The organism is Streptomyces sp. NPDC043746 (genome assembly GCF_056436485.1).
The window spans coordinates 39085-66068 of sequence record NZ_JBWKCM010000029.1; the positions used below are offsets into that span (position 1 = coordinate 39085).

Here is a 26984-nt window from a genome sequence, read left to right on the forward strand (position 1 = left end):
CGAGCCCGCTCCAGGGGCCGACCGGGCTATCTTGACCTGCACATGATAGGTACACAGCGTTCACACGCGGGCCACGGCGCGTGTGCGACGCTCCCGAGTACCACCCGTCGCACGGCATTCCGGCGAGCGCCCCCGCCCCGGGCGCGCGCCGTGGTGCCCGCGTTCCGAGAGGACACCCCACATGTCCCGTCGCCATCCGTTCTACGCGCGTCCGCTCCTGGCCACCGCCGCCGCCGTCGCCGTTCTCGCGGGCACCGCCGCCGCTGCGCCCGCCGCCGCCGCGCCCGCCGACACCCCGCCCGACCGTCCCGCGACCCTCGCCGCCGCGCTCGACGACACGTACTACCAGGACGCCCGGGGCAAGACCGGTTCCGAGCTCAAGGCGGCCCTGCACACGATCATCAGCGACCAGACCAAGCTCTCCTACAGCCAGGTCTGGGACGCCCTCAAGGCCACCGACGAGGACCCGGACGACTCCTCGAACGTGATCCTGCTCTACACCGGGCGCTCCCAGTCCAAGAACGACAACGGCGGCAACGCCGACCAGTGGAACCGCGAGCACGTCTGGGCCACGTCGCACGGCGGCTTCGGTACGGCCACGGGCCCGGGCACCGACATCCACCATCTGCGGCCCGCGGACGTCTCGGTCAACTCCACTCGGGGGAACAAGGACTTCGACAACGGCGGCAGCGAACTGGGCGAGGCGCCCGGCAACTTCACCGACGGGGACTCCTTCGAGCCGCGTGACGCGGTCAAGGGGGACGTCGCCCGCATGATCCTCTACATGGCGGTGCGCTACGAGGGCAACGACTCCTTCGCCGATCTCGAACCCAACGAGCAGGTGAACAACGGCTCGGCACCCAGGACGGGCAAGCTGTCCGTGCTGAAGCGGTGGAGCCAGGAGGACCCGCCGGACGCCTTCGAGAAGCGCCGTAACGACGTCATATTCGAGCGGTTCCAGCACAACCGGAACCCGTTCATCGACCACCCCGAGTGGGTCGACTCCATCTGGTAGCCCCGGCCTCCCGGCTCCGGCTCACCCCTCCCCGACCAGGACCTGCGCGCTGCCTTCCACCGCGGCCTCCCGGGTCGCATAGCGCGGCAGGTCCTGGCCGATGCCCTCCCGGACGATGTCCGGCGGGCCCAGCAGGTCGCGCGGGTCGACGATCGCGACGTGCCGGCCGTCGGCGGAGAGCCGGCCCAGCCCCGTGTGCAGCATCCCCAGGCCTACGGAGTCGACGGAGGTGACGTCGTGCAGGTCGAGCACGACCGGGCTCTCCTGGTCCGGCCCCGACTCGTCCAGGGCGTACAGCACCCGCTCGGCGGCCGTGAAGTCGATGGACCCCTGCGCGGCGACCACGCCGACCTGCTCGTGCAGGACCCGCTCGTGATCGGCCGATGGCGCGGACGGCAGGTCGTCGGCGGTGGTGACGAGGCTGACGGTGGAGCCGGGCAGCGCGGGGTTGAGCATCAGATGGAGCCCGTACCGCTCGGAGAGCGCGCGGAGCGCCGCCTGGCCGCGCACCGAATTGCCGGCGGTGTCCAGGGGCGGGCTGTAGGTGGCGAGGCCGAAGCGGGCCGGTCCGACCGCGATGAGGCCGCCGGAGACCCCGCTCTTGGCGGGCAGCCCGATCCGCAGCAACCACTCCCCCGAACCGTCGTACATCCCGCAGGTGGCCATCACGGCGAGCACCCGGGCGGCGACCTCCGCCGAGACGACCTGCTCCCGCGTGACGGGGTTGAATCCGCCGTACGCGAGGGTCGCGGCCATGGTGGCGAGGTCGAGCGCGGTGACGCGTACGGCGCACTGCCGGAAGTACCGGTCCACCGCGAGCACCGGGTCGACGGGCATGGTGCCGGTGGCGCGGATCAGATAGGCGAGGGCCCTGTTGCGGTCCCCGGTCGTCGACTCGGAGGTGAACACCTCCTCGTCCACATCCAGTTCACGCCCGGCGAAGCGGCCGAGGCAGTGCAGGATGCGCTCGAAGGCGGGTTCGTCGGGGGCGTCGGGGATCAGGGCGGTGGTGACGATGGCCCCGGCGTTGACCATCGCGTTGGCGGGGCGGCCGGTGCCGGGTTCGAGGCTGATCGCGTTGAACGCGTCGCCGCTCGGCTCGGCGCCCACCCACCGGCTCACCTCGTCCAGACCGAGGACGGAGAGGGCGAGGGCGTAGACGAACGGTTTGGAGACCGACTGGATGGTGAAGGGCACGTCGGCCTCGCCCGCGCTGTAGCAGTGGCCGTCCATACTGACCAGGGCGAGCCCGAAGGCGTCGGGGTCGGCGAGCCCCAGCTGCGGGATGTAGTCGGCGGGCCGGCCACCGGGCAGGTCCCGGTATTCGGCGCGCAGCTTGTTGAGCGAGTCGGTCACCGCGTCGGAAGCACTCATCTCCGCCTCCTCCTCAACCGCGCTCGGCCTGGGCGACCCGGGGGAAGGCCTTCACCCCGGCGGCCTCGCGGCTGTCGGCCCGGGCGGTGACCGTCCGGTCCGGCGGGGCGTCCGCCACCCCGACGGACACCGTGTCGAGAACCTCGTCCTCCGCGTCGGCGAACTCCACCCTCACGGCGTGGAAGGCGGGCTCGTCCGTGGGACCGGCGCCCCGGACGAGGGCGCTGCGGGCCTCCTCCGCCGGGGCGACGGGCAGCCCGTTCATCGAGGCCTCGGCCACCGCGTCGCCCCGGCCTCGGACACCTTCGAGCTTCGCGGCGGCGTCCTGCCGCAGGTGCTCGGTTGCGGCGGAGGCGGTCGGCACGGCTGCGGCTGCCGCTGCGGCGGGCACCAGGAGACGGGCCCTGCGGCGGTGGAGATTCTTTGTCACGGACAGTCCGTCCCATCGAGGTTGTGAAGCGGGCGGAGGGGAACGAGGAGACCGCGAGCGTGCACATCGCGCACCTCGACGGCCGATGATCACCAACTCGCCCATACTAGGATCAAAAGGTATGAATGACTCGTCGAAGCATCCGCTTCATACGGGAGCGGGTTCGAGCCCCGGGAGGGAACGATGGACACGGACGCCCTGACCGCCGGAGTGTTGCGGGAGCTGCGGGCGACCCGGCCCTATCCGGCCCTGTCCCTGACGATGCCGACCCACCGCACGGCCCCCGACAACGCCCAGGACCCCGTGCGGCTGCGCAACCTGGTGGCGGAGGCGGGCCACCGCATGGACGCCGATCCGCGGGTGAGCCGGGAGACGGCCGCCGCCATCCGGGCCGAGCTGGACCGGGCCGTGGACGAGGTGGACCTGCGCCGGGCCCTGGACTCGCTGGTCGTGCTGGCCACGGCCGACGGACACCAGGTCTGGCAGCTGCCGCGCACCGCGCCCGAACGGGTGGTGCTCAGCGACTCCTACCTCACCCGGAACCTCGTCGCCGCGAAGGCCCAGGCCCGTCCGTACTGGGCGCTCACCGTCGCCGCCGACCAGGCCACCCTGTGGAGCGGCACGGACGGGGGCATCGAGGTGCGGGAGACCGGCGGTTTCCCCCTCACCGCGCCGAAGGAGCCGCCCAACCCGCAGCGCGAGATGCGGATCGGGGACACCCCGAGCACGTTCACCGACGAGGACACCCGCAACTTCTTCCGTACGGTCGACGAGAAGCTGCGCGCCCTGCTGGCCGCCGATCCGCGCCCGCTGTACGTGATGGGGCTGCCGCCCGCGCTCTCGCTCCTGGACGAGGTGGGCGAGAGCGCCAAGGCGGCCGTCGGCCGCGTCGCCAAGGGCGCACCGGCCGACCTGCCCCCGGCCGACGTGCTCAAGGAGCTGCAACCCGCCCTGAAGGAGGGTGCCCGGCAGGCCACCGCCGACGTGGAGCGGCGCCTCGACAACGCGCGCAGCGCCCACACGTTCGCCGGCGGGCTCGATGAGGTGTGGGCCGCCGTCCGGGAGGGCCGGGTGGGTCTGGTCGCGGTGGAGGAGCACTTCCAGACCACCGTCCGGGTGACCGACGAGCACCTGGAGCCGGTCCCCGAGGGCACGACGGCGGCGGAGGACCCGCAGATCCGCGAGGACATCGTGGACGAGCTGATCGAAGCGGCCCTGGACGGCGGCGCCGAGGTGGTGTTCGTCGAGGACGGTGCACTGGCCGAGCACGGCCGGATCGCGGCGGCGCTGCGGTTCTGACGACCGCCGACCGGCCGAGGCCGTCTCCGTACGCGACCGTACGGGGGCGGCCTCAGCCGATCCGCCGCACCGGCTCCCCGTCGAGGAACGCCCGGATGTTCTCGACCGCCTGCCCGTAGTACGTCGCGTAGTTGGCGCGGGAGACATATCCCAGGTGCGGGGTGGCCAGCAGGCGCGGGGCGGTGCGCATCGGGTGGCCGGACGGGAGCGGTTCGACGTCGAACACGTCGATCCCGGCCCCGGCGATGGTCCCGGCGTGCAGGGCCGCGAGCAGGGCGTCCTGGTCGACGATGGCGGCCCGCGAGGTGTTGACGAGGTAGGCGGTGGGGCGCATGAGGGCGAGTTCGGCGGCGCCGACCAGGCCCCGGGTGCGCTCGCTGAGCGCCAGGTGCACGGAGACGAAGTCGGCGGCCTCCAGCAGTTCTTCCTTCGACGCGGCGAGCGCGGTCCCGACCTCCCGCGTACGTTCCTCGGTCAGGTTCTGGCTCCAGGCGACCACCTCCATGCCGAAGGCCCGGCCCACCTCCGCGACCCGGCCGCCGATCCTGCCCAGCCCCAGCAGTCCGAGCGTCCGGCCGTGCAGGTCGGCGCCGAGGGTGGACTGCCAGGGGCCGTTCTCGCGCAGGCCGTTCGCCTCGGGGACGATCGAGCGGGCGAGGCCGAGGAGCAGGGCCCAGGTGAGTTCGACCGGCGGGGTGGAGGAGCTGGCCGTCCCGCAGACGGTGACGCCGTGCCGCTCGGCGGCGGCGAAGTCGATCACGGAGTTGCGCATGCCGGAGGCGACCAGCAGTCGGAGCCGGGGCAGCCGCGCGAACACCTCCGCGGGGAACGGAACCCGCTCGCGCAGGGTGACGACGATGTCGAACTCCGCCAGGGCGTCGGCCACTTCCTCCACCGAGCCCAGGTGGTCGGCGAAGGTGACGACGTCCACGTCGGCGGTGACGGGCGACCAGTCGGCGACGGTGGTGGCGGCGGACTGGAAGTCCTCGATCACGGCGCAGCGCAGCTTCACGAAGGGCTCTCCGGCAGGGTGGTCGGGGCAGTGGGACGCTCTCCATGATCGCCCCACGCGCCTCACGGCGCTCACCCGCCCCAGCTCCATTCCGCGACCTCCGGCAGGTCGACGCCGTGCTCGCGGATCCAGGCGTGGTGGCGGGTGCGGGTGTCGGCCATCGCCTGGCGTACGGCGACCGCGCGGACGCCGAGCCCCGGCACCCGGTCGATGACGTCCATGACCAGCCGGTAGCGGTCCAGGTCGTTGCGGACCACCATGTCGAACGGTGTGGTCGTGGTGCCCTCCTCCTTGTAGCCGCGCACATGCAGGTGGGCGTGGCCCCGCCGGCGGTAGGCGAGCCGGTGGATCAGCCACGGGTAGCCGTGGTAGGCGAAGATCACCGGCCGGTCCCGGGTGAACAGGGCGTCGTACTCGGCGTCCGCCATCCCGTGCGGGTGCTCCTCGTTGGGCATCATGCGGGCGATGTCGACGACGTTGACCACCCGGACGGCCAGCTCCGGCAGGTGGCGGCGCAGCAGGTCGGCGGCGGCCAGCACCTCCTGGGTGGGCACGTCCCCGGCGCAGCCGAGCACCACGTCCGGTTCCCGGCCGCCGTCCTCGGTCCCGGCCCACTCCCACACCCCGGCCCCGCGGGCGCAGTGGGCGCGGGCCTCCTCCAGGGTGAGCCAGTCGAAGGTCGGCTGTTTGCCCGCCACGATCACGTTGACGTGGTCCCGGCTGCGCAGGGCGTGGTCCGCGACGCAGAGCAGGGTGTTGGCGTCCGGCGGCAGATAGACCCGGACGACTTCGGGGCTCTTGTTCAGGACGTGGTCGACGAAGCCGGGGTCCTGGTGCGAGAAGCCGTTGTGGTCCTGGCGCCAGACATGCGAGGTGAGCAGGTAGTTGAGCGAGGCGATGGGGCGCCGCCAGGGCAGCCGGCGGGCGGTGCGCAGCCATTTGATGTGCTGGTTGACCATGGAGTCGACGATGTGGGCGAACGCCTCGTAGCTGGAGAAGAGTCCGTGCCGTCCGGTCAGGAGGTACCCCTCCAGCCAGCCCTGGCAGAGGTGTTCGGAGAGCACCTCCATCACCCGGCCGTCGCGGGCGAGGTGTTCGTCGGTGGGCAGGGTCTCGGCCTGCCAGGCCTTGCCGGTCGCCCGGTAGAGGTCCTGGAGGCGGTTGGAGGCGGTCTCGTCGGGGCCGACCACCCGGAAGTCCCGGCGCTCGGCCGTCGCGGCCATCACCGCCTCCAGGAGTCCGCCGAGCACCTGGGTCGGTGAGTGCAGGGCGGCGCCCGGCTTCTCGACACGTACGGCGTGGCCCTCCAGGGCGGGCAGCGGCAGCGTGCGCAGGAGCAGACCGCCGTTGGCGTACGGGGTCGAGCCGAGGCGGGCCGTGCCCTCGGGGACGCAGGCGAGGACCTGTGCGGTGGGGCGGCCGTCGGCGTCGAAGAGTTCCTCGGGGCGGTAGGAGCGCAGCCAGTCCTCCAGCTGCCGCAGGTGGGCCGGGTTCTCCCGGACCCCCGGGAGCGGGACCTGGTGGGAGCGCCAGGTGTTCTCGACGGGGAGGCCGTCGACCTCCTCTGGGCCGGTCCAGCCCTTGGGGGTGCGCAGGACGATCACGGGCCAGCGGGGGCGCTCGGTGGCTCCTTCCTCGCGGGCCGCGCGCTGGTGGGCGGCGATCCGGTCGGCGGCGGTGTCCATGGCGGCGGCCATCGCCCGGTGGACGGTGGCCGGGTCGTCGCCGGTGACGTGGAGCGGGTCGTGGCCGTAGCCGCGCAGGAGGGCGTCGAGTTCGTCCTCGGGGAGGCGGGCCAGGACGGTGGGGTTGGCGATCTTGTAGCCGTTGAGGTGGAGGACCGGCAGGACGGCCCCGTCGTGGACCGGGTCGAGGAACTTGTTCGCGTGCCAGGAGGCGGCGAGCGGTCCGGTCTCCGCCTCGCCGTCCCCGATCACGCAGGTGACCAGCAGGTTCGGGTGGTCGAAGGCGGCTCCGTAGGCGTGGGTGAGGGCGTAGCCGAGTTCGCCGCCCTCGTGGATGGAGCCGGGCACGTCCGGGGCGACATGGCTGGGCACCCCGCCGGGGAAGGAGAACTGCTTGAAGAGGACGCCCATGCCCTCGGCGGTGCGGGGCACGTCGGGGTACGTCTCGGAGTAGCTGCCCTCCAGCCAGGCGTTGGCGAGGACGGCCGGGCCGCCGTGGCCCGGGCCCCAGACGCAGAGCGCGTCGAGGGACCGGTCCTTGACGACGCGGTTGAGATGGGTGTGGACGAGGTTGAGCCCCGGCGAGGTGCCCCAGTGGCCGAGCAGCCTCGGCTTGATGTCCTCGGGGGTGAGCGGCCGGGTCAGCGGGGGGTTGGCCATCAGGTAGATCTGGCCGACGGCGAGGTAGTTGGCCGCGCGCCAGTGCGCGTCGAGCGCGGCGAGTTCCTCGTCGGAGAGGGCGGACGGGGTGGGGGTGTCGCTCGCATCGCGGGGGTCGCTCACGGAGCAGGTCTCCTCGTCGGGTGGCGGCGCACGGGTGGTCGGGGCTGCCCCGGAAAGACCGGGGCTGAGGCCTTGAGGGCCCAGGGCTCAGGCCTTCTCGGGGCCGTACCAGAGCGTGGTCGGGTTGCAGAACTCGCGGATGCCGTGCCCGGCCAGCTCCCGCCCGTAACCGGAGCGTTTGATCCCGCCGAAGGGCAGGGCCGGGTGCGAGGCGGTCATCCCGTTGAAGAAGACCCCGCCCGCCTCCAGGTCCCGGGCGCAGCGTTCCTGCTCCCCCGCGTCCCGGGTCCAGACGTTGGAACTGAGCCCGAACGGGGTGTCGTTGGCCAGGTGGACGGCCTCGTCGAGGTCCGCGACCCGGTAGAGGGTGGCGACCGGGCCGAAGGTCTCCTCTCGGTGGATGCGCATGGCGGGGGTGATCCCGGCAAGCACGGTCGGGGTGTAGAACCAGCCGTTCTCCAGGCCGCCGTCGAGATGGTCGGGCCGGCCGCCGCCGCACAGGACGGTGGCGCCGCGCTCCACGGCGTCGTCGACCAGCTCCTCCAGGTCGGTGCGGCCCTGTTCGCTGGAGAGCGGCCCGATGTCGGTGGCCTCCGCCATCGGGTCGCCCACGGTGAGGTCCCGCATCCCGGCGGTGAAGTGCTCGGCGAACGCGTCGTACACGTCGGCGTGGACGATGAACCGCTTGGCGGCGATACAGGACTGGCCGTTGTTCTGGACGCGTGCGGTGACGGCGGTGGCGGCGGCCTTCTCGACGTCGGCCGAGGGCAGCACGATGTACGGGTCGCTGCCGCCCAGCTCCAGCACGGTCTTCTTGATCTCGTCCCCGGCGGTGGCGGCGACGGCGCGGCCCGCCGGTTCGCTGCCGGTGAGGGTGGCCGCCGCGACCCGGGGGTCGCGCAGGACGGCCTCGACGGCGCCCGAGCCGATCAGCAGCGTACGGAAGCAGCCTGCCGGGAATCCGGCCCGGTGGAACAGGTCCTCCAGATAGAGCGCGGTCTGCGGGACGTTCGAGGCGTGCTTGAGGAGGCCGGTGTTGCCCGCCATCAGGGCGGGGGCGGCGAAGCGCACGACCTGCCAGAGCGGGAAGTTCCACGGCATCACGGCGAGGACGACGCCGAGCGGCCGGTAGCGGACCAGGGCGCGGGAGGCGCCGGAGTCCGTCACGTCGGCGGGCTCGGGGTGCTCGTCGGCGAGCAGGCGTTCGGCGTTGGCCGCGTACCAGCGCATCGCCTTGGCGCACTTGGCCGCCTCGGCGCGGGCCGCGGTGACCGGCTTGCCCATTTCGAGCGTCATCGTACGGGCGATGGTGTCGCGTTCCGCCTCCAGCAGGTCGGCGGCCCGGTTCAGCCAGGCGGCGCGCTGCTCGAACGGAGTGGTGCGGTACTGCTGGAAGGTGGTGTGGGCGGCGGTGATCCTGCGCTCGGTCTCCTCCTCGCCCAGGGCGTCGTAGGACCTGATCAGTTCGCCGGTCGCGGGGTTGACCGTCGCGATGGGCATGGCAGTGGCCTCCTTGCATCGGTAGTCCGACGGTGCCGCGTCGCGTGGCCGGGCGCAACGCGGCCCCTCCCCCCGCGCGTACCCGGCCGACGCGGATCATGCGTGCCGGTGGGGCACGTTCCGCGTCGGCCGGGTGGGGGTGCTGTCGCTATACGAGCGTCTGGACCAACGCCGCCAGCGGGGCGCGGCGGGACTCGCGCACGCCCGGCAGCGGGGTGTACGGGGACAAGCCCGCGGTCTGCGGCGCCTGGGCGTAGCGGGTGAACCAGACGACCTTGCCGTCCGTGGTCCGGCAGGTGCCCCAGCTGTCGCTGAGGGCCATCACCCGGCTCAGCCCGCCGCCGGTCTCCAGCAGCCGGGGCATCCGGGCGCTGTTGTCGGCGACGGAGACGGTGACGTGCCGTCCGGTCCAGCGGAGTTCGACGACACAGGTGTTCGCGTCGCCGACGTGCCGGTGGACATTGGCCAGGAGTTCGTCCAGGGCCCGGCAGACCGGCCGGACCTGGAGTTCGAGGCTCCAGTGACGGAGGTGGGCGGCGACGATGCGCCGTACCTGGGAAACGCGCTCTGCGGACACCCGCAGTTCGACCGCGTAGTGCCGGTCGGGTGGAACGGTCATCGTCGAGGCTCCTCACCACGAGGCCCATCTGCTTCACCCCGTCGTACCAACGACCCCCGAACACGAAGCGTGAGCACTGATCACTTCTGGGTCACTCAACAGGGTGGCCCGGGTGAGCCGTCCCCGCAACAGATGAGCTGTCGCCGCTGGTGAGGGCCGTTCGGCGGCGCTCGTCAGCGGGAGGTCAGAGGAGGTACGGCAGCAGTCGGTCGGGGGTCAGGGGCAGCTCCCGGATCCGCGCCCCGGTGGCATGGCGGACCGCGTTGCCGATGGCGGCGGCCGTGCCGACGATGCCGATCTCGCCGATGCCCTTGGAGCCCATCGGGTTGAGGTGGCGGTCGTCCTCGTCGATCCAGTGGGCCTGGATGTCGAGCGCGTCGGCGTTGACGGGGACGTGGTAGGAGGCGAGGTCCTTCGCGGTGAAGTCTCCGAAGACCGGGTCGATGGCGGACCCTTCGGTGAGCGCCATGCCGAGGCCCATGACCATGCCGCCGACGAGCTGGGAGCGCGCGGTCCGGGCGTTGAGGATCTTCCCCGCGGCGTACACGCCGAGGAGCCGACGCACCCGGATCTCGCCGGTGACGGAGTCGACGGCCGTCTCGGCGAAGTGGGCTCCGAAGGCGTGCCGGGCGTACGGGGAGTCCGCGGCGGTCTCCTCCTCGGTGTCGGCGGTGGTGGTCAGCCCTTCGGCGGGGAGCGGCCCCCGGTGGCCGGCGAGGCGGTCGGCCAGGTCGGCCGCCGCCTTGTGGACCGCCCAGCCCCAGGAGGCGGTGCCGGAGGAGCCGCCGGCGAGCGGGGCCGTGGGCAGGTCGGTGGAGCCGACGGCCACGTCGACGCTCTCCACGTCCACGCCGAGCGCCGAGGCGGCGATCTGGGCGAGGACGGTCCGGGCGCCGGTGCCGATGTCGGTGGCGTTGACCTCGATCCGGAAGGCTCCGTCGGCCGCCGCGTGGGCGCGTGCGGCGGACCGGGAGACGAGGACGGGGTACGTCGCGGAGGCCACGCCCGTACCGAGGAGCCAGCGGCCGTCCTGGCGGGCGGCGGGGCGGGGGTCGCGGCCGTGCCAGCCGAACCGGTCGGCGCCCTCGCGCAGGCAGGCGGCCAGACCCCGGCTGCTGAAGGGGCGGCCGCTGTCCGGTTCGGTGGCCGGGTCGTTGAGCAGCCGCAGTTCGACCGGGTCCATGCCGAGGGCGGAGGCGAGTTCGTCCATGGCCGACTCCAGCGCGTACATCCCCGAGGCCTCGCCGGGTGCGCGCATCCAGGAGGGGCTGGGGACGTCCAGGGCGGCCACCCGGTGGGCGGTCGTGCTGTCCGGCGACCCGTACATCACGCGGGCGGGTACGGCGGCCTGCTCGACGAACTCCTTGAGGGTGGAGGTGTGGGTGGCGATCTCCTGGGAAAGGGCGTGCAGGGTGCCGTCGAGGTCGGCGCCGAGGCGCACCCGCTGGATCGTGGGCGCCCGGTGGCCGACGACCTCCGCGAGCTGGGCGCGGGGGAAGACCACCTTCACCGGGTGGCCGGTGTGGCGGGCGGCAAGAGCGGCCAGGACCGGCTGGGGGCGGGTGGTGCCCTTGGATCCGAAGCCGCCGCCCACGTGCTCGGAGTGGACGGTGATGCGGTCGGGGGCGAGGCCGAAGACCTGCGCGAGGCTCTTGCGTACGGCGTTGGAGCCCTGGCTGGAGTCGTGGACGGTGAGGTGCCCGTCCTCCCACCAGGCGGTGGCGGCGTGCGGCTCCATGGGGTGGTTGTGGAGCGAGCCCATCCGGTAGGTGGCGTCGACCTGGACGGGGGCGGCGGCGAAGGACCGCTCGAAGTCACCCCGCTTGCGGACGGCGGGGAAGCCGCCGTTGGCCTCCTCGGGCGTGTAGAGGCCCGGGTGGTCCTCGGTGAGGATCACGTCGTGCTCGGTGCTCTCGTACTCGACCAGAAGCCGCCCGGCGCCCGTGCGGGCGGCCTCCGGGGAGTCCGCGACGACCAGGGCGACGGTCCAGCCGTGGTGCGGGACCCGGTCGCTCTGGAGGACGGCGAGGATGGGGTCGTCGGGTTCCGCGAGCCGGGGCGCGTTGTCGTGGGTGAGGACGGTGCGGACGCCGGGGGCGGCGAGCGCGTCGACGGCCCGTACGGCGGTGACCCGGCCGGCGGCGATGGAGGCGGGGACGGGCCAGGCGTACAGGGTGCCGGGCGGGGTGTGCTCGGCCGCGTACCGGGCGGTGCCGGTGACCTTGTCCCGGGCCTCCCTGCGGACGACGGGCGCACCGGTGAGCTGCGGGGCGTGCGACATGGCGGTGGGGCCTCCGGTCGGTGGGGCGGGCGGGGCGGGTCAGCCGGTCGGGCCGGCCTCGGGGTCGTGCGGCCCGGTGAGTTCGCCCAGGACGTCGAGGGCCACCCGGCGGACCAGGTCCACCTTGAAGGCGTTGTCGCGCAGGGGCCGGGCCTCGGCGAGTTCGGCGGTCAGGGCGTGCTGGAAGGCGGCGGGCGTGGCGGGGGCGCCGAGGAGTTCGGCCTCGGCCCGGTGGGCGCGCCAGGGCCGGTGGGCGACCCCGCCGAAGGCGAGCGTGGCGCGTTCGACGCGGCCGTCGTCCACCTGGAGGGTGGCGGCGACGGAGACGAGGGCGAAGGCGTACGAGGCCCGGTCGCGGGCCTTGCGGTAGCGGGAGGCCGTGCCGGAGGCGGGCGGTGGGAGCACCACCTCGGTGATGAGTTCGCCCGGCCGGATGACGGTGTCCTGGTCGGGGTTCTCGCCGGGCAGCCGGTGGAACTCGGTGACGGGGACGCTCCGTTCGCCCTCCGGCCCGAGCAGCAGCACGGTCGCGTCGAGGGCGGCGAGGGCGACGGCCATGTCGGAGGGGTTGGTGGCCACGCACTCGGTGGAGTGGCCGAGGATCGCGAGGTCGCGGTGGTGGCCCTCGCGGGCGGGGCAGCCGGAGCCGGGGAGCCGTTTGTTGCAGGGCTTGGAGACGTCCTGGAAGTAGGTGCAGCGGGTGCGCTGGAGGAGGTTGCCGCCGGTGGTGGCGGCGTTGCGGAGCTGCCCCGACGCCCCCGCGAGCAGGGCCTGGGCGAGGGCGGGGTAGGCGCGGCGTACGTCCGGGTGGGCGGCGAGGTCGCTGTTGCGTACGGTGGCGCCGATGCGCAGGCCGCCGTCGGGGGCGGCGGTCACCTGGTCCAGAGGGAGCCTGGTGACGTCGATGAGGAGGCCGGGTTCCTCGACGCCGAGCTTCATGAGGTCGACGAGGTTGGTGCCACCGCCCAGGAACCGGGCGCCGGGTCCGGCCGCGCAGAGCCGTACGGCCTCGGCGGTGGTGGTGGGTCGCTGGTAGCCGAAGGGCTTCACGGTGTCACGTCCTCGATGGCTTCGACGATCCGGGGGTAGGCGCCGCACCGGCAGAGGTTGCCGCTCATCCGCTCGCGGATCTCGTCCGGGGTGAGGGTGGCGGGTTCCATGGTCAGGGCGTCCGCAGGGGTGGCGTGGGACGGGTGGCCGTCGGCGGCCTCCGTGAGCATCCCGACGGCCGAGCAGAGCTGCCCGGGGGTGCAGTACCCGCACTGGAGGGCGTCGCGTTCCACGAAGGCCTGTTGCAGAGGGTGGAGGGTGTCGCCGTCGGCCAGGCCCTCCACCGTGGTGATCTCCGCGCCGTCCTGGGCGACGGCGAGCAGCAGGCAGCTGTTGGTGCGGCGGCCGTCGACGAGGACGGTGCAGGCACCGCACTGGCCGTGGTCGCAGCCCTTCTTGGCGCCGGTCAGGCCGAGCTGTTCGCGCAACAGGTCCAGCACCGTGGTGCGGTGGTCGAGCGTCAGATCGGTCTCCTCCCCGTTGATGCGGAGGGTCACGGAGGAGCGTTCGACGGTGACCGGTTCCGGGGCGGTGACCGTCTCCAGGGCGAGGGAGTCCATGCGCGAGCACCTTTCACTGCGGGCCCCTGATCGGCCCGGTTCACAGGCTTTCCGGCGTACGTGGTCCGTAAGGGGTCGCGTTACGCGTCAGCGGTTCTCCAGGCGCAGCCGTACCTCCTGCTCCTGGTCCCCCGCCGCCGTACCGACCACGCGTACGGCGAACGCCCCGGTGAGATGGGTGCGCAGCCGGTCCACGGCCCAGTAGCCGCCCTGGGCGTCCACGGTGACGGGGGCGGTGAGTGTCACGGGTTCGGCGGCGGCCCTGGGCTCGGAGACGTCGACCGTGGTGACCCAGACGGTGGGGCGGGGGCCGCTTGTCACCTCGGGTTCGTCGTCCGCCTCGCGGTCGGAGTCGAAGGCGTGGCCGAGCACACCGAAGACGCTCCGCGCGTCCGCGAGGTCGCACCGGCTCAGCGACACCAGCACCTCCTGGCCGTGGCCGTCCGTGGCTCCGTCGCCGCTTCGTTCGGGGGTGCTGTTCACGGGGTTCCTTCCGTCGGATGCCGGCCTTCGGGTCCACTCCAGGCTGACCCCGCATCGGGCCGACGGCGACACGGGAAGGGCCGAAGAGGGCTACAGCTCCCGGAGAGCGGGCAGGAGGGTCTTCTCCGCCCACGAGATGAAGGACTGCTGGTGTTCCCCGCCCACCTGGACGAGCGCGATCTCGGTGAAGCCCGCGTCGCTGTAGGCGCGCACCGCCTCGACGAACGCGTCGACGTCCGGTCCGCAGGGGATGGCGGAGGCGATGTCCTCCTCGCGGACGAGTTCGGTCGCCTGGGCGAAGCTCGTCGGTCCGGGGAGTTCGGAGTTGACCTTCCAGCCGCCGAGCGACCAGCGGAACTGTGCGTGGGCGCGGGCCACGGCGGCGTCCCGGTCGGGGTCGTAGCAGACGGGCAGCTGGCCCACCCGGGGCTTGCCCGCCCCTCCGTTGCGGTCGAAGTCGTCCAGCAGCGCGCTCTTGGCCTCGGTGGCGATCACCAGGTCGGCGCCGCGCCCGGCGAGGGCGCAGGAGGCCGGGCCGGAGACGGCGACGCCGATGGGCACCCGGGTCTCCGGGAGGTCCCAGAGGCGGGCGTTCTCCACGTCGAAGTGGGTGCCGTGGTGGTTGACGTTCCCGCCGTCGAAGAGGGCGCCGATGATCTCCACGGCCTCTTCGAGCATCTCCAGCCGTACGTGGGCGGCGGGCCAGCCCGCGCCGACGACGTGTTCGTTGAGGTTCTCGCCGGAGCCGAGGCCGAGCCGGAACCGGCCCTCGGCCAGGATCTGCAGCGTGGCGGCCTTCTGGGCGACGACAGCGGGGTGGTAGCGGGTGGTCGGGCAGGTCACGTACGTCATCAGGCCGATGCGCTCGGTGGCCTGCGCCGCCGCGCCGAGGACCGCCCAGGCGTACGGGGAGTGGCCCTGCTCCCGGAGCCAGGGGAAGTAGTGGTCGGAGGTGACGGAGAAGTCGAAGCCCGCCTGTTCCGCGGCGACCACGTCCCGTACGAGCTCTCGCGGTCCGGTCTGTTCGGTCATCATCGTGTAGCCGATTCGCACCATGCGAAACGCTTTTCCCCTGAGATACCCATAAAACATGAATTGCTGTGATCAGCCGACTGACGCCCTTCCTCAGGGGTATGCGGCAACCATGGACGTATCGAACGGAGCCACACAGGCACTGGCCGCCCCCCTCGCCGACGGGACGGGCGCGCTGGCGGCCATCCTCTTCCCCATCGCCGCGCTCGCCGTGGTCGGGCTGCTGATCGGCGGCTTCCTGCTGGGCAAGCGGAAGAGGGACGCGGAGCTGCCGCCGCCGCGCCCCGACGAGCAGCCCCACAAACCCGAGGGACGCACGCACATCGAGACGCACGACCCGCACGGCAGCGACCGCTTCCCCACCGACGGCAGCGCCCTCAACCCGCACCAGCTCGACGACCACGGCAACGCACCGCTCCCGCCCCACGGGGACGACCCGCGGCCCGACACCGATCCCCCGCGCAGCTGACCCGTCCCCCTCAGGAGGCGGGTCTGCCCGGCCCCGGCCACCCGGGCCCTGGTCACCGGCAGTACGGCCCGGGAGGCCGCCATTCCGGGCACCGGGTCGGCCCCGGCCCACGTCGCCTTCCGGCGCGCGGCCGGTGTACGAGGGATGGCCGCAGGCGGGCCGGGCCCTGCCGCACGTCACGGACGCCCCGCCGCGCACCGGACGGTGAGCGCGCCACCCGTGCGGCCCCGCGTTGCGCCGCCGCACGGGTCGTCCGAGGGTGGGTGCTGGACCGCGGCGGCTCCTCCCCTCGCCGCACCCCCGTGAGAAGGCAGTGGACCATGACCGGAAGCGACCCCCGTACGGCCCCGTCGACGGCGCCCCTGACCGGCCCGGCCGCACCGTGCTGGGTGACCCTGATGACGCGGGACCTCCAGGCCGCCCAGCGGTTCTACTCCGGGGTGCTGGGGTGGACGTTCCGCCCGGGGAAGGTCGGCGCGGAGTTCTCCGTGGCCCGCCGCGGCGACATCCCGGTGGCGGGGATCTTCGCGGTCTCCACCGCGTACCAGGTGGCGGTGGCGTGGACCCCGTACTTCGCGGTGGCGGACGCCGATGTGGCCGCCGCACGGGTCCGGGAGCGCAGCGGGACGGTGGCGGTGGGGCCGCTGACACTCGGCAAGGGGCGCGGTGTCCTGGCCTCCGACCGGGACGGCGCCTCGTTCGGCCTCTGGGAGCGCACCGAGCCGGTCGCCTCGCCGCCGGCCCCCGAGGGCCACGCCCACACCTGGCTGCGGTTGCGCACCCGCAACGCGTTCGACGCCGCCATCTTCTACGGCGAGGTGCTCGACTGGGCGAGCGGCCGTCCGGGCTGCTGCGACGTCGCGTACGAGGGTGACGAGGTCATCGTGCGGTGCGAGGGCCGGCCGCTGGCCCGGATCAGCTCCGGGGCGGTGGAGGCCGCCGTGGACCCGCTGGTGCGCCCGCACTGGCAGGCGCAGTTCCCGGTGGCGGACGTCCCCGTGACGGTGGCCGAGGCCGTGAGGGAGGGCGGCACCCTGGTGGAGGAGAGGGCCGTCGCGGGCGGCAGCGAGGCCACCCTGCGGGACCCCGACGGTGCGCTGTTCACGGTGACCGATGTGCGCGGCCCGGTCGACTCCTGGGGCTGAGCCGCTCAGCCCTCCCGGTCCTCGGAGTCGGGAAGCGGCGCGTCGTCGCGTGGTCCGGAGCGGTTTCGGGCCAGCGCCCAGACGGGGAAGACGAACCAGCAGGCCAGGAACCACAGCGCGATGCCGCCGACCAGCCAGAGCGCGAACGGGCTGTGGAGCGCGACGCGCATGATCAGCAGCAGGGTCGAGCACATCGTGAGGAACAGCAGCACCAGTCCGACCAGAGTCATCCGCGAGGCCCAGATGACCGTCTGCGGCTTCATCAGCCGGCCGGTGAGCAGCCGGTGGTAGGTGACCGGCCCGATGAGGGCGGCGACGGTCGAGGAGCCGAGCACCACGGTGGTGACGTAGATGTCCCGGTCCACCTCCGACAGTTCGGTGAACCTCGGCTGGAACACCACGGCGAGGAGAAAACCGAAGAGGATCTGCACCCCGGTCTGGGCCACGCGCAACTCCTGGAGCAGATCGGACCACTGCCGGTCCGCCCGCTCCTCCTCGGTCTCCTCCCGGCCTCTGCCATCGGTGGTGGACACGCGCACCTCCTCGTCTCGACGCCGGCGGGAGCCCGGGCACACCCGTCGGCTCCGGGGCTACGGGTTCCCCGGCCCTACGGGCTCAATCCCGGTGGCGGGGACCGCCGTCCGCTCGACCGCACCGCGCCCTTCGCCTAGGATCACGTCCACGGCATCGCGCGTCGGTCACCGTCCGGGTGAGGCGTGGAGGTAGCCCGTGAGATGCCCGTTGGAGGCATTCCACCGTGTCGGTCGAGTTGAACCACACCATCATTCATTCCCGCGACAACCGCCAGTCCGCGGAGTTCCTGGCAGATCTGCTGGGCCTGGAAGTCGGACAGGAGTGGGGCCCGTTCGTCCCGGTCGTCCTCGCGAACGACGTCACCCTGGACTTCGCGACGGTCCCGGAGGAGTCGATCACCCCGCAGCACTACGCCTTCCTGGTCTCGGAGGCGGAGTTCGACGCCGCGTTCGCCCGGATCCAGGAGCTGGGGATCGCGTACTACGCCGATCCGCATCTCAAGCACCCGGGCGAGATCAACCACAACGACGGCGGCCGGGGCGTCTACTTCCCCGATCCCAGCGGTCACGGCATGGAGCTGATCACCCGCCCCTACGGCGGCTGAGCGGCGTTCACCCCCCGACGGGGAGCAGAAGCTCCGGGCGGTCCCACAGGACCGCCGGCGGGTGGGCACGGGCGGTGCCGGTGCGCTCGGCGCCCACACTGCGGTAGAAGCCCTCGGCGGGCGGGTGGGCCACGATCCGGACACCGGTGAGGCCCGCCCGCCGCGCCTCCTCGCGCAGATGGCCGATGAGCAGCCGTCCGATGCCGAGCCCCTGCGCCTCGTCGGCGACGAACATCAGGTCCAGCTCGGGCGGCTGGAGGGTCAGCGCGTAGAAGCCGAGGACCCGGTCGTCGTGGCGGTCGGCGGCGACGAAGACCCGGTGTGCCTCGATGTAGTCGGGCCCGACCCGGTACCCGGCGACCATCGGGGCGTACGGGCCTTCGTAGGCGCGTGACGTCCGGACCAGCCGGGTGAGCCGCCGGGCGTCGCCCGCCGTCGCCCGGCGGACCACGGGCGCAGGGCGGTGCGGGCCGCGCTGCGACTTCGTAATAGCTGATGTCATGCGTCGAGTATTACGCACGGCGACGCCCTCCGGATACGGGGAGCGTTCGGCGGACCTCGGCCGCATGAACGGCTGTTCGGGGGTACACGGACTCCTGCACGTCGCCCGGCGGTGTCTCAGCCGGGCGACCACAGGACCGAAAGGGGTTGACCACTGTGCGACAACACAGCCGTGTACCGGCCGACGAGCGGTGGGGGCGGTAGCCGTGACAACAGCGATCATCGTCATCGCCGTGGCACTCGCCGCGGCCGCCGCCGTCTTCTTCTTCCTCGTCCGCGGCGGCGCCACCGGCGGCCGGGGGCTGCGCGGCCGGTTCGGCCCCGAGTACGACCGGGTGGTCGACCGGCACCACGGCGACACCAAGGCGGCCGAGCACGAGCTGGACGAGCGGGTGCGGCGCCACGGGGACCTGGAGATGCGGCCGCTGACGGAGGCCGCGCGCGCGGAGTACACCGCCCGCTGGGCCCGTACGCAGGAGTACTTCGTGGAGTCACCGCGGCAGGCGGTGGCCGAGGCCGACGCGCTCCTGGCCGACCTCGCCCGGGACCGGGGCTTCCCGGCCGGCGAGAGCTTCGAGGAGCGCGTGGACGCGCTCTCCGTCCATCACGCCCGCCATGTCGACGGCTACCGGCGGGTGCACGCCGCGCGCGACGACGGCACCGGCACGGAGGAGATGCGCGAGGCCTTCGTCGAGGCCCGCGGGCTCTTCGACGCACTCCTCGCGGAGGGCCCGGCGCCGCGCGACCACGGCAACCGACAGCTCACGAAGGGACGCGGCACATCATGACGCAGACTCCGAACACCGGTGGCACCCCCGGCGACGCGCCGAGCCGGCCGACCCCCTCGACCGGCGCCGAGCGCGTGCCGCCCATGACGCCTCCGCCCCCGAACACGCCCGCCACACCCGTACCGCCGACGGCCACCGAGCCGTCCGGGCCCGCGCCGACGGCCGGCCGGACACACACCGACCGGGCCCAGGCCGTCCCCGCCCGAGGGGACGCGCCCCCGGAGGACTCCCGCACGACGGCCTCCCCCGGCCGGACGGAGACGCCCACGCCCGGCGATGGCCCCCTCTTCGCCGCCGATCAGCGGGAGAGGTTCGACGCGCGCGTCCACCAGGCGGTCGCCGGATTCGTGGAGGACCCGCGCCGGGCCGTGCAGGAGGCCGACGCCGCCTTCGACGAGGTGGTCGCGGGACTCACCGAGGCCCTGGCTGAGCGGTCCCGGCTACTGCGCGCCGACCGGGACGACGAACGGTCCGGGGCGGAGACGGAGGATCTGCGGATCGCCCTCCGGCAGTACCGCGATCTCACGGAGCGCCTGATCCGTCTCTGAGCGGTGCGCGCGCCGTTCACGCGGATGCGGGGCCGGCCCGACCGATGCGTACCGGTCGGACCGGCCCCGCGCGATGGGGTGGGTCAGTGACCCTCGCCGCTCTCCTGCGGGTGGGTCGAGGAGTGGGTGGTGTCGGGCTGGTGGGTACGGGGCCCGGGGGTGGGTTCCGGGTCCGGGCCCGCCACCCTGCCCACCCCGAAGGCGATGGCGAAGACGGCGCCGACCGCGGCGGCGAAGGCGGCGATCCTCAGTCCGGTGCTCATGGTGATCCCTCTCCCGGCGGACGACAGCGGTTCCCGACACCCGCCAATATACCCCCCAGGGGTATAAGTGTCACACCGGGACCTCAGACCGCGCACCCTCCGCGCGGCGACCGGCCGACGGTCGGCCGCCGATCACCAGCCCCTCACCCAGCCGGTCCAGCACCGCCTCAGGAAGGCGCAGTCCGGTCCGCACGTAACCGTCGAGCCCTCCCCAGCGCTCGTCCATCGCGTCGAGCGCCGTGTCCAGATAGCGGGGGCGCACCTCGACGACGGCCGCCGCGACGGCCGGGTCGCCGCCGCCGTCCAGGAACTTCTGGACGTACGGCGCGAAGGCGGCGCGTACGGCGGGGTTCACCGCCAGGAAGTCCGAGCGCACGGTCTCCCGGGAGGCCCCGAGGATCATCAGCAGGACGGCCGCCGCCCAGCCGGTTCGGTCCTTGCCCGCCGTGCAGTGGAAGAGCACCGGCCGGGCGGCGGGGTCGGCGACGGTCTCCAGGAAGGCCCGGTAGGCGGCGGCGGCGCCCGGCGAGAGGACCATCTTGCGGTAGGTCTCCGCGAACAGCTCCTCGGCCCGGCCGCCGCCCAGCATCCGGCCCGCCTCGTCCGGATCGGCCAGCAGCGCCTTGAGCCTGGCCGGGGCCACACCCGGGTGGTCACCGAGGACGTCGGCCACGAAGAGCCTGGCCCGGGCCGGGAGGCGGTCCGGGGACCACTGGCGTTCGTCGGCGGTGCGCAGGTCGACGACCGTCCGGATGCCGAGTGCGGCCACCGCCCGGTCGCGGTCCGGCTCCAGCTCGCTCAGCTGCCCCGAGCGGAACAGGACCCCCTGCCGCACCCGGCGGCCTGAGCCCAGGGCGATACCCCCCAGGTCACGCAGGTTGACGACGGTGGCGGCCGGAACGGTCCGGGCGGTCTCCACGATGCACTGCCTCTTTCCCTGATGAGAACACCCAGGACCCCACCGGCCCGGGCTCAGTCCGCCAGCAGCTTCGCCTTCTGCTCCGCGAACTCGGCGTCCGTGAGCACCTCCCGCCGCCACAGCTCCGCGAGCCGCTCCAGCCGGGTGATGATGTCGTCCCCCTCCAAGGCCTCGTCCGCGTCCGGGGCGGCGGCCGCCGCCCCGAACCGCTCGTGGGCGACGAAGGCGCCTCCCGCCTCGCGGAAGGCCCGGGCCAGCTCGGAGGTCCACAGGTCCTCGCGGACGACCAGGGCGACCGCCTCCCCACCCGGCACACTCCCCTCCAGCACCTCGATGCCCCCGGCGTCCAGCGCCACGGCGGCCCCGGCCTCCGCCGGGTCGGACGGAACCGTCCCCTCCGGGTCGAGTTCCCGCAGCTCCACCGGGGTCAGCGCGCCCCCTTCGGCGCGGCGGACGAAGGCGAGGTCGGCGGGGTGTACGGCGCCGGACGCCACGGCACCGGCGAGGACGGGCACGACGGTCCGGGTGAAGCCGCTGCCGGGGAAGGCGATGACGAGGTGTTCCACAGGTCCGACGGCCACGGTCGCGTCCTCTCCGCATCCCGGCGCCCGCTGAGGCTCCGGGGTGGATACGGGTGTTCCAGAAGATGGCAGGTATGACAGGGATTGCATAAGAAACCGGAAAACTACCCACATAATATGCATCAACTGGTCAATTCATCCGATGTCCGGCATGGCCGTGTTGCCCCCGGCCCGCTCCGGGCTGGGTGCCCGGTGGACGTCGTGCCAGTAACGCGACAGTAAGTAAAGGATCAAGTGCGGACCGGAGAGGGCAAGGTCACAGCACGTGCCCCTGCTGCTCATTCCCCGCGCTGGCCTAGCATCTGAGCATGACGGTCCAGCCTGCTGACGGGCTCTCTCCGGCCGCCGCGTTCCCCGACCCCTCCCATGACCAGTGGCAGAGCCTCGTCGAAGGCGTTCTGCGCAAGTCGGGCAAGGAAGTCTCGGGCTCGGCCGCCGAGGAAGCGCTGTCCACCACACTGGAGGACGGGCTCACCACCCGGCCTCTCTACACCGCGAACGACATCTCTCCGGACACCGGTTTTCCCGGCTTCGCGCCTTTCACCCGGGGCAGCGGGGCCGCAGGGAACGCGGCGGGCGGCTGGGACGTACGCCAGCGCCACGCCCTGACGGACCCGGCCCGGCTCAACGAGGCCGTGCTCGGTGATCTGGAGAACGGGGTCACCTCCCTCTGGCTCACCGTCGGCGGTCCGGCCGGTCTCCCCGTGGACGCGCTCGGCCGCGCGCTGGAGGGCGTCTACCTCGACCTGGCGCCGATCGTGCTCGACGCCCCCGCCGACCTGGACGCCGCCGCCACCGAGCTGCTGCGGCTTTACGGGGAGCGGGGCGTCGCCAACGGCGAGGCCCGGGGGACCCTGGGCGCCGACCCGCTCGGCCACGAGGCCCGGACCGGGATCGAGGCCGACCTCACCACCGCCGTCCGCTGGGCGGAGGTCTGCGGTGCGCAGTACCCGGAGCTGCGGGCGATCTCCGTGGACGCGCTGCCGTACCACGAGGCCGGTGGCTCGGCCGCCGAGGAGCTGGGGCTCTCCCTGGCGACCGGTGTCGCCTATCTGCGGGCGCTGACCGGGGCCGGGATGGGCGTGGAGGCGGCCTGCGGGCAGCTGGAGTTCCGTTACGCGGCGACAGCCGACCAGTTCCTCACGATCGCCAAGCTGCGGGCCGCGCGCCGGCTCTGGGCGCGGGTCGCCGAGGCTTCGGGGGCGCCCGCCGCCGGCGCGCAGCGCCAGCACGCCGTGACCTCCCCGGTGATGATGACGCGCCGCGACCCGTGGGTGAACATGCTGCGCACCACGCTCGCCACGCTGGGCGCGGGGGTCGGCGGCGCGGACGCCGTCACGGTCCTGCCGTTCGACCACGCGCTGGGGCTGCCCGACGCGTTCGCCCGCAGGATCGCCCGGAACACCTCCACGATCCTGATCGAGGAGTCGCATCTGGCCCGGGTCATCGACCCGGCGGGCGGCTCCTGGTACGTGGAGCGGCTGACCGACGAACTGGCTGCCGCCGCCTGGGCGTTCTTCCAGGAGACCGAGCGGGCGGGCGATCTGCCCGCCGCGCTGCGCTCGGGGATGGTGGCGGAGCGGCTGGCCGCCACGTGGGCGGCGCGCAGTGCGAAGCTGGCCCGCCGCAAGGAGCCGGTGACGGGGGTCAGCGAGTTCCCGCTGCCCTCCGAACGGCCGGTGGAGCGCGAGCCTGCACCCGATCCGTACGCGGACGCCCCGGGCGGTCTGCCCCGGGTCCGGCGCGACGAGGCGTTCGAGGCGCTGCGGGCCCGCTCCGACGCACACCTGGCGGCGACCGGCGCGCGGCCGAAGGTGTTCGTCGCCGCGCTGGGGCCGGCCGCCGCGCACACCGCGCGGGTCTCGTTCGCCGTCAACCTCTTCGGGGCAGGCGGGATCGAGGCGGTGCACCAGCCGGTGTCGGTGGACGCGGGGACGGCGGCCGGTGCCTTCACCGCCTCCGGTGCGGGTGTCGCCTGTCTCTGCTCGTCGGACGCCCTGTACGCCGAGCAGGCGGCCGCGGTGGCCGGGGCGCTGAAGTCGGCGGGCGCGGCGCGGGTGTTCCTGGCCGGGCGCCCCGGCGAGTACGCCGACGTCGACGCCTACGTCTTCGCGGGCTGCGACGCGGTCGCCGTTCTCACCTCCGTACTCGATCGCATGGGAGTGGCGTGATGCAGACACCGCCCACGGAACAGACGTCCTCCGTTCCCGACTTCTCCGAGGTCGCGCTGGAGTCCCCCGCCTCCCCGGCCCCCTCCGTCTCCGCGGAGGAGTGGCAGGCCGCCGTGGCCGAGACGGCCGACGGCTCCGAAGCCCCGCTCTGGGAGACGCCCGAGGGCATCACGGTCAAGCCGCTCTACACGGGCGAGGACCTGGAGGGTCTGGACGCACTGCACAGCTACCCGGGCATCGCCCCGTACCTGCGCGGTCCGTACCCCACGATGTACGTCAACCAGCCCTGGACGATCCGTCAGTACGCGGGGTTCTCCACGGCCGAGGAGTCGAACGCCTTCTACCGGCGCAACCTCGCGGCCGGGCAGAAGGGCCTGTCGGTCGCCTTCGACCTGCCGACCCACCGGGGGTACGACAGCGACCACCCCCGGGTGACCGGCGATGTCGGCATGGCCGGGGTGGCGATCGACTCCATCTACGACATGCGCCAGCTCTTCGACGGCATTCCGCTGGACCGGATGTCGGTGTCGATGACGATGAACGGCGCGGTGCTCCCCGTGCTGGCGCTGTACATCGTGGCCGCCGAGGAGCAGGGCGTACCGCCCGAGAAGCTGGCCGGGACCATTCAGAACGACATTCTCAAGGAGTTCATGGTCCGCAACACCTACATCTATCCGCCGACGCCGTCGATGCGGATCATCTCCGACATCTTCGCGTTCACCTCGCAGAAGATGCCGCGCTACAACTCCATCTCTATCTCCGGCTACCACATCCAGGAGGCGGGTGCCACGGCCGACCTGGAGCTGGCGTACACGCTGGCCGACGGGGTGGAGTACCTGCGCGCCGGGCAGGAAGCCGGTCTGGACGTCGACGCGTTCGCGCCCCGGCTGTCGTTCTTCTGGGCGATCGGGATGAACTTCTTCATGGAGGTCGCCAAGTTGCGGGCGGCCCGGCTGCTCTGGGCGCGCCTGGTCAAGCAGTTCGACCCGAAGAACCCCAAGTCCCTGTCGCTGCGGACCCATTCGCAGACCTCCGGGTGGTCGCTCACCGCGCAGGACGTGTTCAACAACGTGACGCGTACGTGTGTGGAGGCGATGGCCGCGACGCAGGGGCACACCCAGTCGCTGCACACCAACGCGCTGGACGAGGCGCTGGCGCTGCCCACGGACTTCTCGGCGCGGATCGCCCGCAACACCCAGCTCCTGCTCCAGCAGGAGTCGGGCACCTGCCGGGTCATCGACCCGTGGGGCGGCAGTGCGTACGTGGAGAAGCTGACGCGCGACCTGGCGGAGCGGGCCTGGCAGCACATCGAGGAGGTGGAGGCGGCCGGCGGGATGGCGAAGGCCATCGACGCGGGCATCCCCAAGCTCCGGGTGGAGGAGGCCGCCGCCCGGACGCAGGCGCGGATCGACTCCGGGCGGCAGCCGGTGATCGGGGTGAACAAGTACCGGGTGGAGACCGACGAGCAGATCGACGTGCTCAAGGTCGACAACTCCTCGGTGCGCACCCAGCAGATCGAGAAGCTGCGCCGACTGCGCGAGGAGCGCGACGAGGTGGCCTGCCAGGAGGCGCTGCGCGCGCTGACGGCCGCCGCCGAGCGTGCCCCGGGCCCGGGCCTGGAGGGCAATCTGCTGGCGCTCGCGGTGGACGCGGCGCGGGCGATGGCCACGGTCGGGGAGATCTCGGACGCGCTGGAGAAGGTGTACGGGCGGCACGCCGGGCAGATCCGTACGATCTCCGGTGTGTACCGCAAAGAGGCAGGGGATTCCCCTTCGGTGGACCGGACCCGCGCGCTGGTCGACGCGTTCGAGGAGGCGGAGGGGCGCCGTCCGCGCATCCTGGTCGCCAAGATGGGCCAGGACGGCCACGACCGGGGCCAGAAGGTGATCGCCACGGCCTTCGCCGACCTGGGCTTCGACGTGGACGTCGGCCCGCTGTTCCAGACGCCGGGCGAGGTGGCGCGGCAGGCGGTGGAGGCGGACGTGCACATCGTGGGCGTCTCCTCGCTGGCGGCCGGGCACCTCACCCTGGTGCCGGCACTGCGGGAGGAGCTGGCCGCCGAGGGGCGCGAGGACATCATGATCGTGGTGGGCGGGGTGATCCCGCCGCAGGACGTCGAGGCGCTGCACGAGGCGGGGGCCGCCTCGGTCTTCCCGCCGGGGACGGTCATCCCGGACGCGGCCCACGATCTGGTGACGCGGCTCGGTGCCGCGCTCGGCCACGAGCTGTGAGCCGCTGACCGGATGGCTGCCAAGATCGACATCGACGGTTATGTGCAGGGAGTGCTCGACGGCAGGCGGGCGTTCATCGCCCGCGCGATCACGCTCGTCGAGTCGACGCGGGCCGAACACCGGGTGCTGGCCCAGGAGTTGTTGAGCCGGTTGCTGCCGCATGCGGGGGCGGCCCGGCGGATCGGGATCAGCGGGGTGCCGGGCGTGGGGAAGTCCACGTTCATCGACGCGCTCGGCACGATGCTCACCGGGCTCGGCCACCGGGTGGCGGTGCTGGCCGTGGACCCGTCCTCCAGCCGCACGGGGGGCTCCATCCTGGGTGACAAGACCCGGATGGAGCGGCTGGCGGTGGACCCGGCCGCCTTCGTCCGCCCCTCCCCCACCGCCGGAACGCTGGGCGGGGTGGCGAAGGCCACCCGGGAGTCCATCGTGGTGATGGAGGCGGCGGGGTACGACGTGGTGCTCGTCGAGACGGTGGGGGTCGGACAGTCGGAGACGGCCGTGGCCAACATGGTCGACACGTTCCTGCTGTTGACCCTGGCCCGGACCGGCGACCAGTTGCAGGGCATCAAGAAGGGTGTCCTGGAGCTGGCGGACGCCATCGCCGTGAACAAGGCGGACGGCCCGCACGAGCGCGACGCCCGGTCGGCGGCGCGTGAACTGGCGGGCGCGCTGCGGCTGATGCACCCGGCGGACGCGGCCTGGACGCCTCCGGTGCTCACGTGCAGCGCCCGCGAGTCGACCGGGCTCGACACGCTCTGGGACCGGCTGGAGCAGCACCGTACGGTTCTGGAGTCCACCGGCAGGCTGGCGGCCAAGCGCCGTGACCAGCAGGTGGACTGGACCTGGTCCATGGTCCGCGACGAGCTGCTGGACAGCCTGCGCAACCACCCCGCCGTACGGAAGCTGGCTCCGGAGCTCGAACAGCGCGTCCGCGAGGGCGCGTTGACGGCGACCCTGGCGGCCGAGGAGATCCTGCACGCGTTCCGGGGCGACGAGCCCGCCTGAGCCGTGCGACGACGGACCGATGGGCCCCCGGGCGGAGGGGCCCATCGGCGTTTCGGTGGAGGCCTCCTGCCGGTTCGTCAGCGCGCCCGGCCCGCGCCG

The 26984-nt window shown here is 73.0% G+C and carries 26 protein-coding genes; 10 read left to right on the top strand and 16 right to left on the bottom strand.

All coding sequences use genetic code 11. The features are described 5' to 3' along the window. Positions 1 to 181 precede the first annotated feature (181 nt). Positions 182 to 1015: an endonuclease I family protein gene (locus tag AC0682_RS25895; RefSeq protein WP_478535413.1), complete on the top strand. Its 834-nt coding sequence runs from the start codon at positions 182 to 184 to the stop codon at positions 1013 to 1015. A gap of 21 nt (positions 1016 to 1036) precedes the next feature. On the opposite strand, the gene glsA is transcribed toward AC0682_RS25895, so the two are convergent. Together glsA and AC0682_RS25905 are read right to left on the bottom strand one after the other, a co-directional pair. After that, positions 1037 to 2389: a glutaminase A gene (glsA, locus tag AC0682_RS25900; protein WP_478535414.1), complete on the bottom strand. Its 1353-nt coding sequence runs from the start codon at positions 2387 to 2389 to the stop codon at positions 1037 to 1039. 13 nt (positions 2390 to 2402) lie between these two features. Beyond that, the gene (locus AC0682_RS25905; RefSeq protein WP_478535415.1) at positions 2403 to 2819 is read right to left on the bottom strand and encodes a hypothetical protein; all 417 of its coding nucleotides are present in this window, start codon (positions 2817 to 2819) and stop codon (positions 2403 to 2405) included. Between the two features lie 183 nt (positions 2820 to 3002). Between AC0682_RS25905 and AC0682_RS25910 the strand changes: the two genes are divergently transcribed. Then, the gene (locus AC0682_RS25910) at positions 3003 to 4118 is read left to right on the top strand and encodes a baeRF3 domain-containing protein (protein ID WP_478535416.1); all 1116 of its coding nucleotides are present in this window, start codon (positions 3003 to 3005) and stop codon (positions 4116 to 4118) included. 52 nt (positions 4119 to 4170) lie between these two features. Here AC0682_RS25910 and AC0682_RS25915 read toward each other — a convergent pair whose 3' ends face one another. The 9 genes from AC0682_RS25915 to AC0682_RS25955 form a co-directional block, all read right to left on the bottom strand. Beyond that, entirely contained in the window at positions 4171 to 5130 is a 960-nt protein-coding gene (locus AC0682_RS25915) for a D-2-hydroxyacid dehydrogenase family protein (protein ID WP_478535417.1), read from the bottom strand. A 71-nt stretch (positions 5131 to 5201) separates the two neighbouring features. Continuing rightward, positions 5202 to 7598 carry a phosphoketolase family protein gene (locus tag AC0682_RS25920; protein ID WP_478535419.1) on the bottom strand — a complete coding sequence of 799 codons (2397 nt, stop codon included), beginning with the start codon at positions 7596 to 7598 and terminating at the stop codon, positions 5202 to 5204. An 87-nt stretch (positions 7599 to 7685) separates the two neighbouring features. Next, positions 7686 to 9098: an NADP-dependent succinic semialdehyde dehydrogenase gene (locus AC0682_RS25925; protein WP_478535420.1), complete on the bottom strand. Its 1413-nt coding sequence runs from the start codon at positions 9096 to 9098 to the stop codon at positions 7686 to 7688. Between the two features lie 148 nt (positions 9099 to 9246). Further along, positions 9247 to 9717 (bottom strand): ATP-binding protein, encoded by a 471-nt coding sequence (locus AC0682_RS25930; RefSeq protein ID WP_478535422.1) that lies wholly within the window; start codon positions 9715 to 9717, stop codon positions 9247 to 9249. A 184-nt stretch (positions 9718 to 9901) separates the two neighbouring features. Continuing rightward, positions 9902 to 11998, bottom strand: a complete 2097-nt coding sequence (locus AC0682_RS25935) for a xanthine dehydrogenase family protein molybdopterin-binding subunit (RefSeq protein ID WP_478535423.1) — start codon at positions 11996 to 11998, stop codon at positions 9902 to 9904. 39 nt (positions 11999 to 12037) lie between these two features. Next, positions 12038 to 13048, bottom strand: coding sequence for an FAD binding domain-containing protein (locus tag AC0682_RS25940; RefSeq protein WP_478535425.1), 1011 nt, complete (start codon positions 13046 to 13048; stop codon positions 12038 to 12040). After that, positions 13045 to 13608, bottom strand: a complete 564-nt coding sequence (locus AC0682_RS25945; RefSeq protein WP_254813140.1) for a 2Fe-2S iron-sulfur cluster-binding protein — start codon at positions 13606 to 13608, stop codon at positions 13045 to 13047. The genes AC0682_RS25940 and AC0682_RS25945 overlap by 4 nt, the downstream gene beginning before the upstream one ends. 87 nt (positions 13609 to 13695) lie before the next feature. After that, positions 13696 to 14091, bottom strand: a complete 396-nt coding sequence (locus AC0682_RS25950; protein WP_254813139.1) for a hypothetical protein — start codon at positions 14089 to 14091, stop codon at positions 13696 to 13698. A 90-nt stretch (positions 14092 to 14181) separates the two neighbouring features. Next, positions 14182 to 15147 (bottom strand): LLM class F420-dependent oxidoreductase, encoded by a 966-nt coding sequence (locus tag AC0682_RS25955; protein ID WP_478535426.1) that lies wholly within the window; start codon positions 15145 to 15147, stop codon positions 14182 to 14184. An 88-nt stretch (positions 15148 to 15235) separates the two neighbouring features. On the opposite strand from AC0682_RS25955, the gene AC0682_RS25960 reads away from it, so the two are divergent. Together AC0682_RS25960 and AC0682_RS25965 are read left to right on the top strand one after the other, a co-directional pair. Next, complete coding sequence (locus AC0682_RS25960; protein WP_478535428.1) at positions 15236 to 15592, top strand: DUF6479 family protein; 357 nt, start codon at positions 15236 to 15238, stop codon at positions 15590 to 15592. 320 nt (positions 15593 to 15912) lie between these two features. After that, entirely contained in the window at positions 15913 to 16737 is an 825-nt protein-coding gene (locus tag AC0682_RS25965) for a VOC family protein (protein WP_478535429.1), read from the top strand. A 5-nt stretch (positions 16738 to 16742) separates the two neighbouring features. On the opposite strand, the gene AC0682_RS25970 is transcribed toward AC0682_RS25965, so the two are convergent. Next, a complete protein-coding gene (locus tag AC0682_RS25970; protein WP_478535431.1) occupies positions 16743 to 17270 on the bottom strand; it encodes a DUF6328 family protein in 528 nt (175 codons plus the stop codon). A 224-nt stretch (positions 17271 to 17494) separates the two neighbouring features. On the opposite strand from AC0682_RS25970, the gene AC0682_RS25975 reads away from it, so the two are divergent. After that, the gene (locus AC0682_RS25975) at positions 17495 to 17875 is read left to right on the top strand and encodes a VOC family protein (protein WP_478535432.1); all 381 of its coding nucleotides are present in this window, start codon (positions 17495 to 17497) and stop codon (positions 17873 to 17875) included. 7 nt (positions 17876 to 17882) lie between these two features. Here AC0682_RS25975 and AC0682_RS25980 read toward each other — a convergent pair whose 3' ends face one another. Next, on the bottom strand, positions 17883 to 18377 hold the full coding sequence (locus AC0682_RS25980; RefSeq protein ID WP_478535434.1) for a GNAT family N-acetyltransferase: 495 nt from the start codon (positions 18375 to 18377) through the stop codon (positions 17883 to 17885). Between the two features lie 205 nt (positions 18378 to 18582). Between AC0682_RS25980 and AC0682_RS25985 the strand changes: the two genes are divergently transcribed. Together AC0682_RS25985 and AC0682_RS25990 are read left to right on the top strand one after the other, a co-directional pair. Continuing rightward, positions 18583 to 19164 carry a hypothetical protein gene (locus tag AC0682_RS25985; RefSeq protein WP_478535435.1) on the top strand — a complete coding sequence of 194 codons (582 nt, stop codon included), beginning with the start codon at positions 18583 to 18585 and terminating at the stop codon, positions 19162 to 19164. Next, positions 19161 to 19712, top strand: coding sequence for a hypothetical protein (locus AC0682_RS25990; protein ID WP_478535436.1), 552 nt, complete (start codon positions 19161 to 19163; stop codon positions 19710 to 19712). The genes AC0682_RS25985 and AC0682_RS25990 overlap by 4 nt, the downstream gene beginning before the upstream one ends. Positions 19713 to 19795: 83 nt before the next feature. On the opposite strand, the gene AC0682_RS25995 is transcribed toward AC0682_RS25990, so the two are convergent. The 3 genes from AC0682_RS25995 to AC0682_RS26005 all read right to left on the bottom strand — a co-directional run bounded on the left by AC0682_RS25995 (position 19796) and on the right by AC0682_RS26005 (position 21475). Next, positions 19796 to 19975, bottom strand: coding sequence for a hypothetical protein (locus AC0682_RS25995; protein ID WP_478535437.1), 180 nt, complete (start codon positions 19973 to 19975; stop codon positions 19796 to 19798). A 70-nt stretch (positions 19976 to 20045) separates the two neighbouring features. Beyond that, a complete protein-coding gene (locus AC0682_RS26000; protein WP_478535438.1) occupies positions 20046 to 20894 on the bottom strand; it encodes a tyrosine-protein phosphatase in 849 nt (282 codons plus the stop codon). A 53-nt stretch (positions 20895 to 20947) separates the two neighbouring features. Continuing rightward, entirely contained in the window at positions 20948 to 21475 is a 528-nt protein-coding gene (locus tag AC0682_RS26005; RefSeq protein WP_478535439.1) for an SHOCT domain-containing protein, read from the bottom strand. Between the two features lie 308 nt (positions 21476 to 21783). Between AC0682_RS26005 and AC0682_RS26010 the strand changes: the two genes are divergently transcribed. The 3 genes from AC0682_RS26010 to meaB are packed head-to-tail and all read left to right on the top strand — an operon-like array spanning position 21784 to position 26885. Then, positions 21784 to 23646: a methylmalonyl-CoA mutase family protein gene (locus AC0682_RS26010; protein WP_478535440.1), complete on the top strand. Its 1863-nt coding sequence runs from the start codon at positions 21784 to 21786 to the stop codon at positions 23644 to 23646. Further along, complete coding sequence (scpA, locus tag AC0682_RS26015) at positions 23646 to 25877, top strand: methylmalonyl-CoA mutase (RefSeq protein ID WP_254813137.1); 2232 nt, start codon at positions 23646 to 23648, stop codon at positions 25875 to 25877. Before AC0682_RS26010 ends, scpA begins: the two co-directional genes overlap by 1 nt. A gap of 12 nt (positions 25878 to 25889) precedes the next feature. Further along, positions 25890 to 26885: a methylmalonyl Co-A mutase-associated GTPase MeaB gene (gene meaB, locus AC0682_RS26020; protein ID WP_478535441.1), complete on the top strand. Its 996-nt coding sequence runs from the start codon at positions 25890 to 25892 to the stop codon at positions 26883 to 26885. Positions 26886 to 26984 lie beyond the last annotated feature (99 nt).

Coding starts and splice junctions, on each gene's coding strand:
- AC0682_RS25895 (WP_478535413.1), top strand. CDS start 182: ATGTCCCGTCGCCATCCGTTCTACGCGCGTCCGCTCCTGGCCACCGCC.
- glsA (WP_478535414.1), bottom strand. CDS start 2,389: ATGAGTGCTTCCGACGCGGTGACCGACTCGCTCAACAAGCTGCGCGCC.
- AC0682_RS25910 (WP_478535416.1), top strand. CDS start 3,003: ATGGACACGGACGCCCTGACCGCCGGAGTGTTGCGGGAGCTGCGGGCG.
- AC0682_RS25925 (WP_478535420.1), bottom strand. CDS start 9,098: ATGCCCATCGCGACGGTCAACCCCGCGACCGGCGAACTGATCAGGTCC.
- AC0682_RS25930 (WP_478535422.1), bottom strand. CDS start 9,717: ATGACCGTTCCACCCGACCGGCACTACGCGGTCGAACTGCGGGTGTCC.
- AC0682_RS25935 (WP_478535423.1), bottom strand. CDS start 11,998: ATGTCGCACGCCCCGCAGCTCACCGGTGCGCCCGTCGTCCGCAGGGAG.
- AC0682_RS25945 (WP_254813140.1), bottom strand. CDS start 13,608: ATGGACTCCCTCGCCCTGGAGACGGTCACCGCCCCGGAACCGGTCACC.
- AC0682_RS25955 (WP_478535426.1), bottom strand. CDS start 15,147: ATGGTGCGAATCGGCTACACGATGATGACCGAACAGACCGGACCGCGA.
- AC0682_RS25960 (WP_478535428.1), top strand. CDS start 15,236: ATGGACGTATCGAACGGAGCCACACAGGCACTGGCCGCCCCCCTCGCC.
- AC0682_RS25965 (WP_478535429.1), top strand. CDS start 15,913: ATGACCGGAAGCGACCCCCGTACGGCCCCGTCGACGGCGCCCCTGACC.
- AC0682_RS25980 (WP_478535434.1), bottom strand. CDS start 18,377: ATGACATCAGCTATTACGAAGTCGCAGCGCGGCCCGCACCGCCCTGCG.
- AC0682_RS25990 (WP_478535436.1), top strand. CDS start 19,161: ATGACGCAGACTCCGAACACCGGTGGCACCCCCGGCGACGCGCCGAGC.
- AC0682_RS25995 (WP_478535437.1), bottom strand. CDS start 19,975: ATGAGCACCGGACTGAGGATCGCCGCCTTCGCCGCCGCGGTCGGCGCC.
- AC0682_RS26010 (WP_478535440.1), top strand. CDS start 21,784: ATGACGGTCCAGCCTGCTGACGGGCTCTCTCCGGCCGCCGCGTTCCCC.
- scpA (WP_254813137.1), top strand. CDS start 23,646: ATGCAGACACCGCCCACGGAACAGACGTCCTCCGTTCCCGACTTCTCC.
- meaB (WP_478535441.1), top strand. CDS start 25,890: ATGGCTGCCAAGATCGACATCGACGGTTATGTGCAGGGAGTGCTCGAC.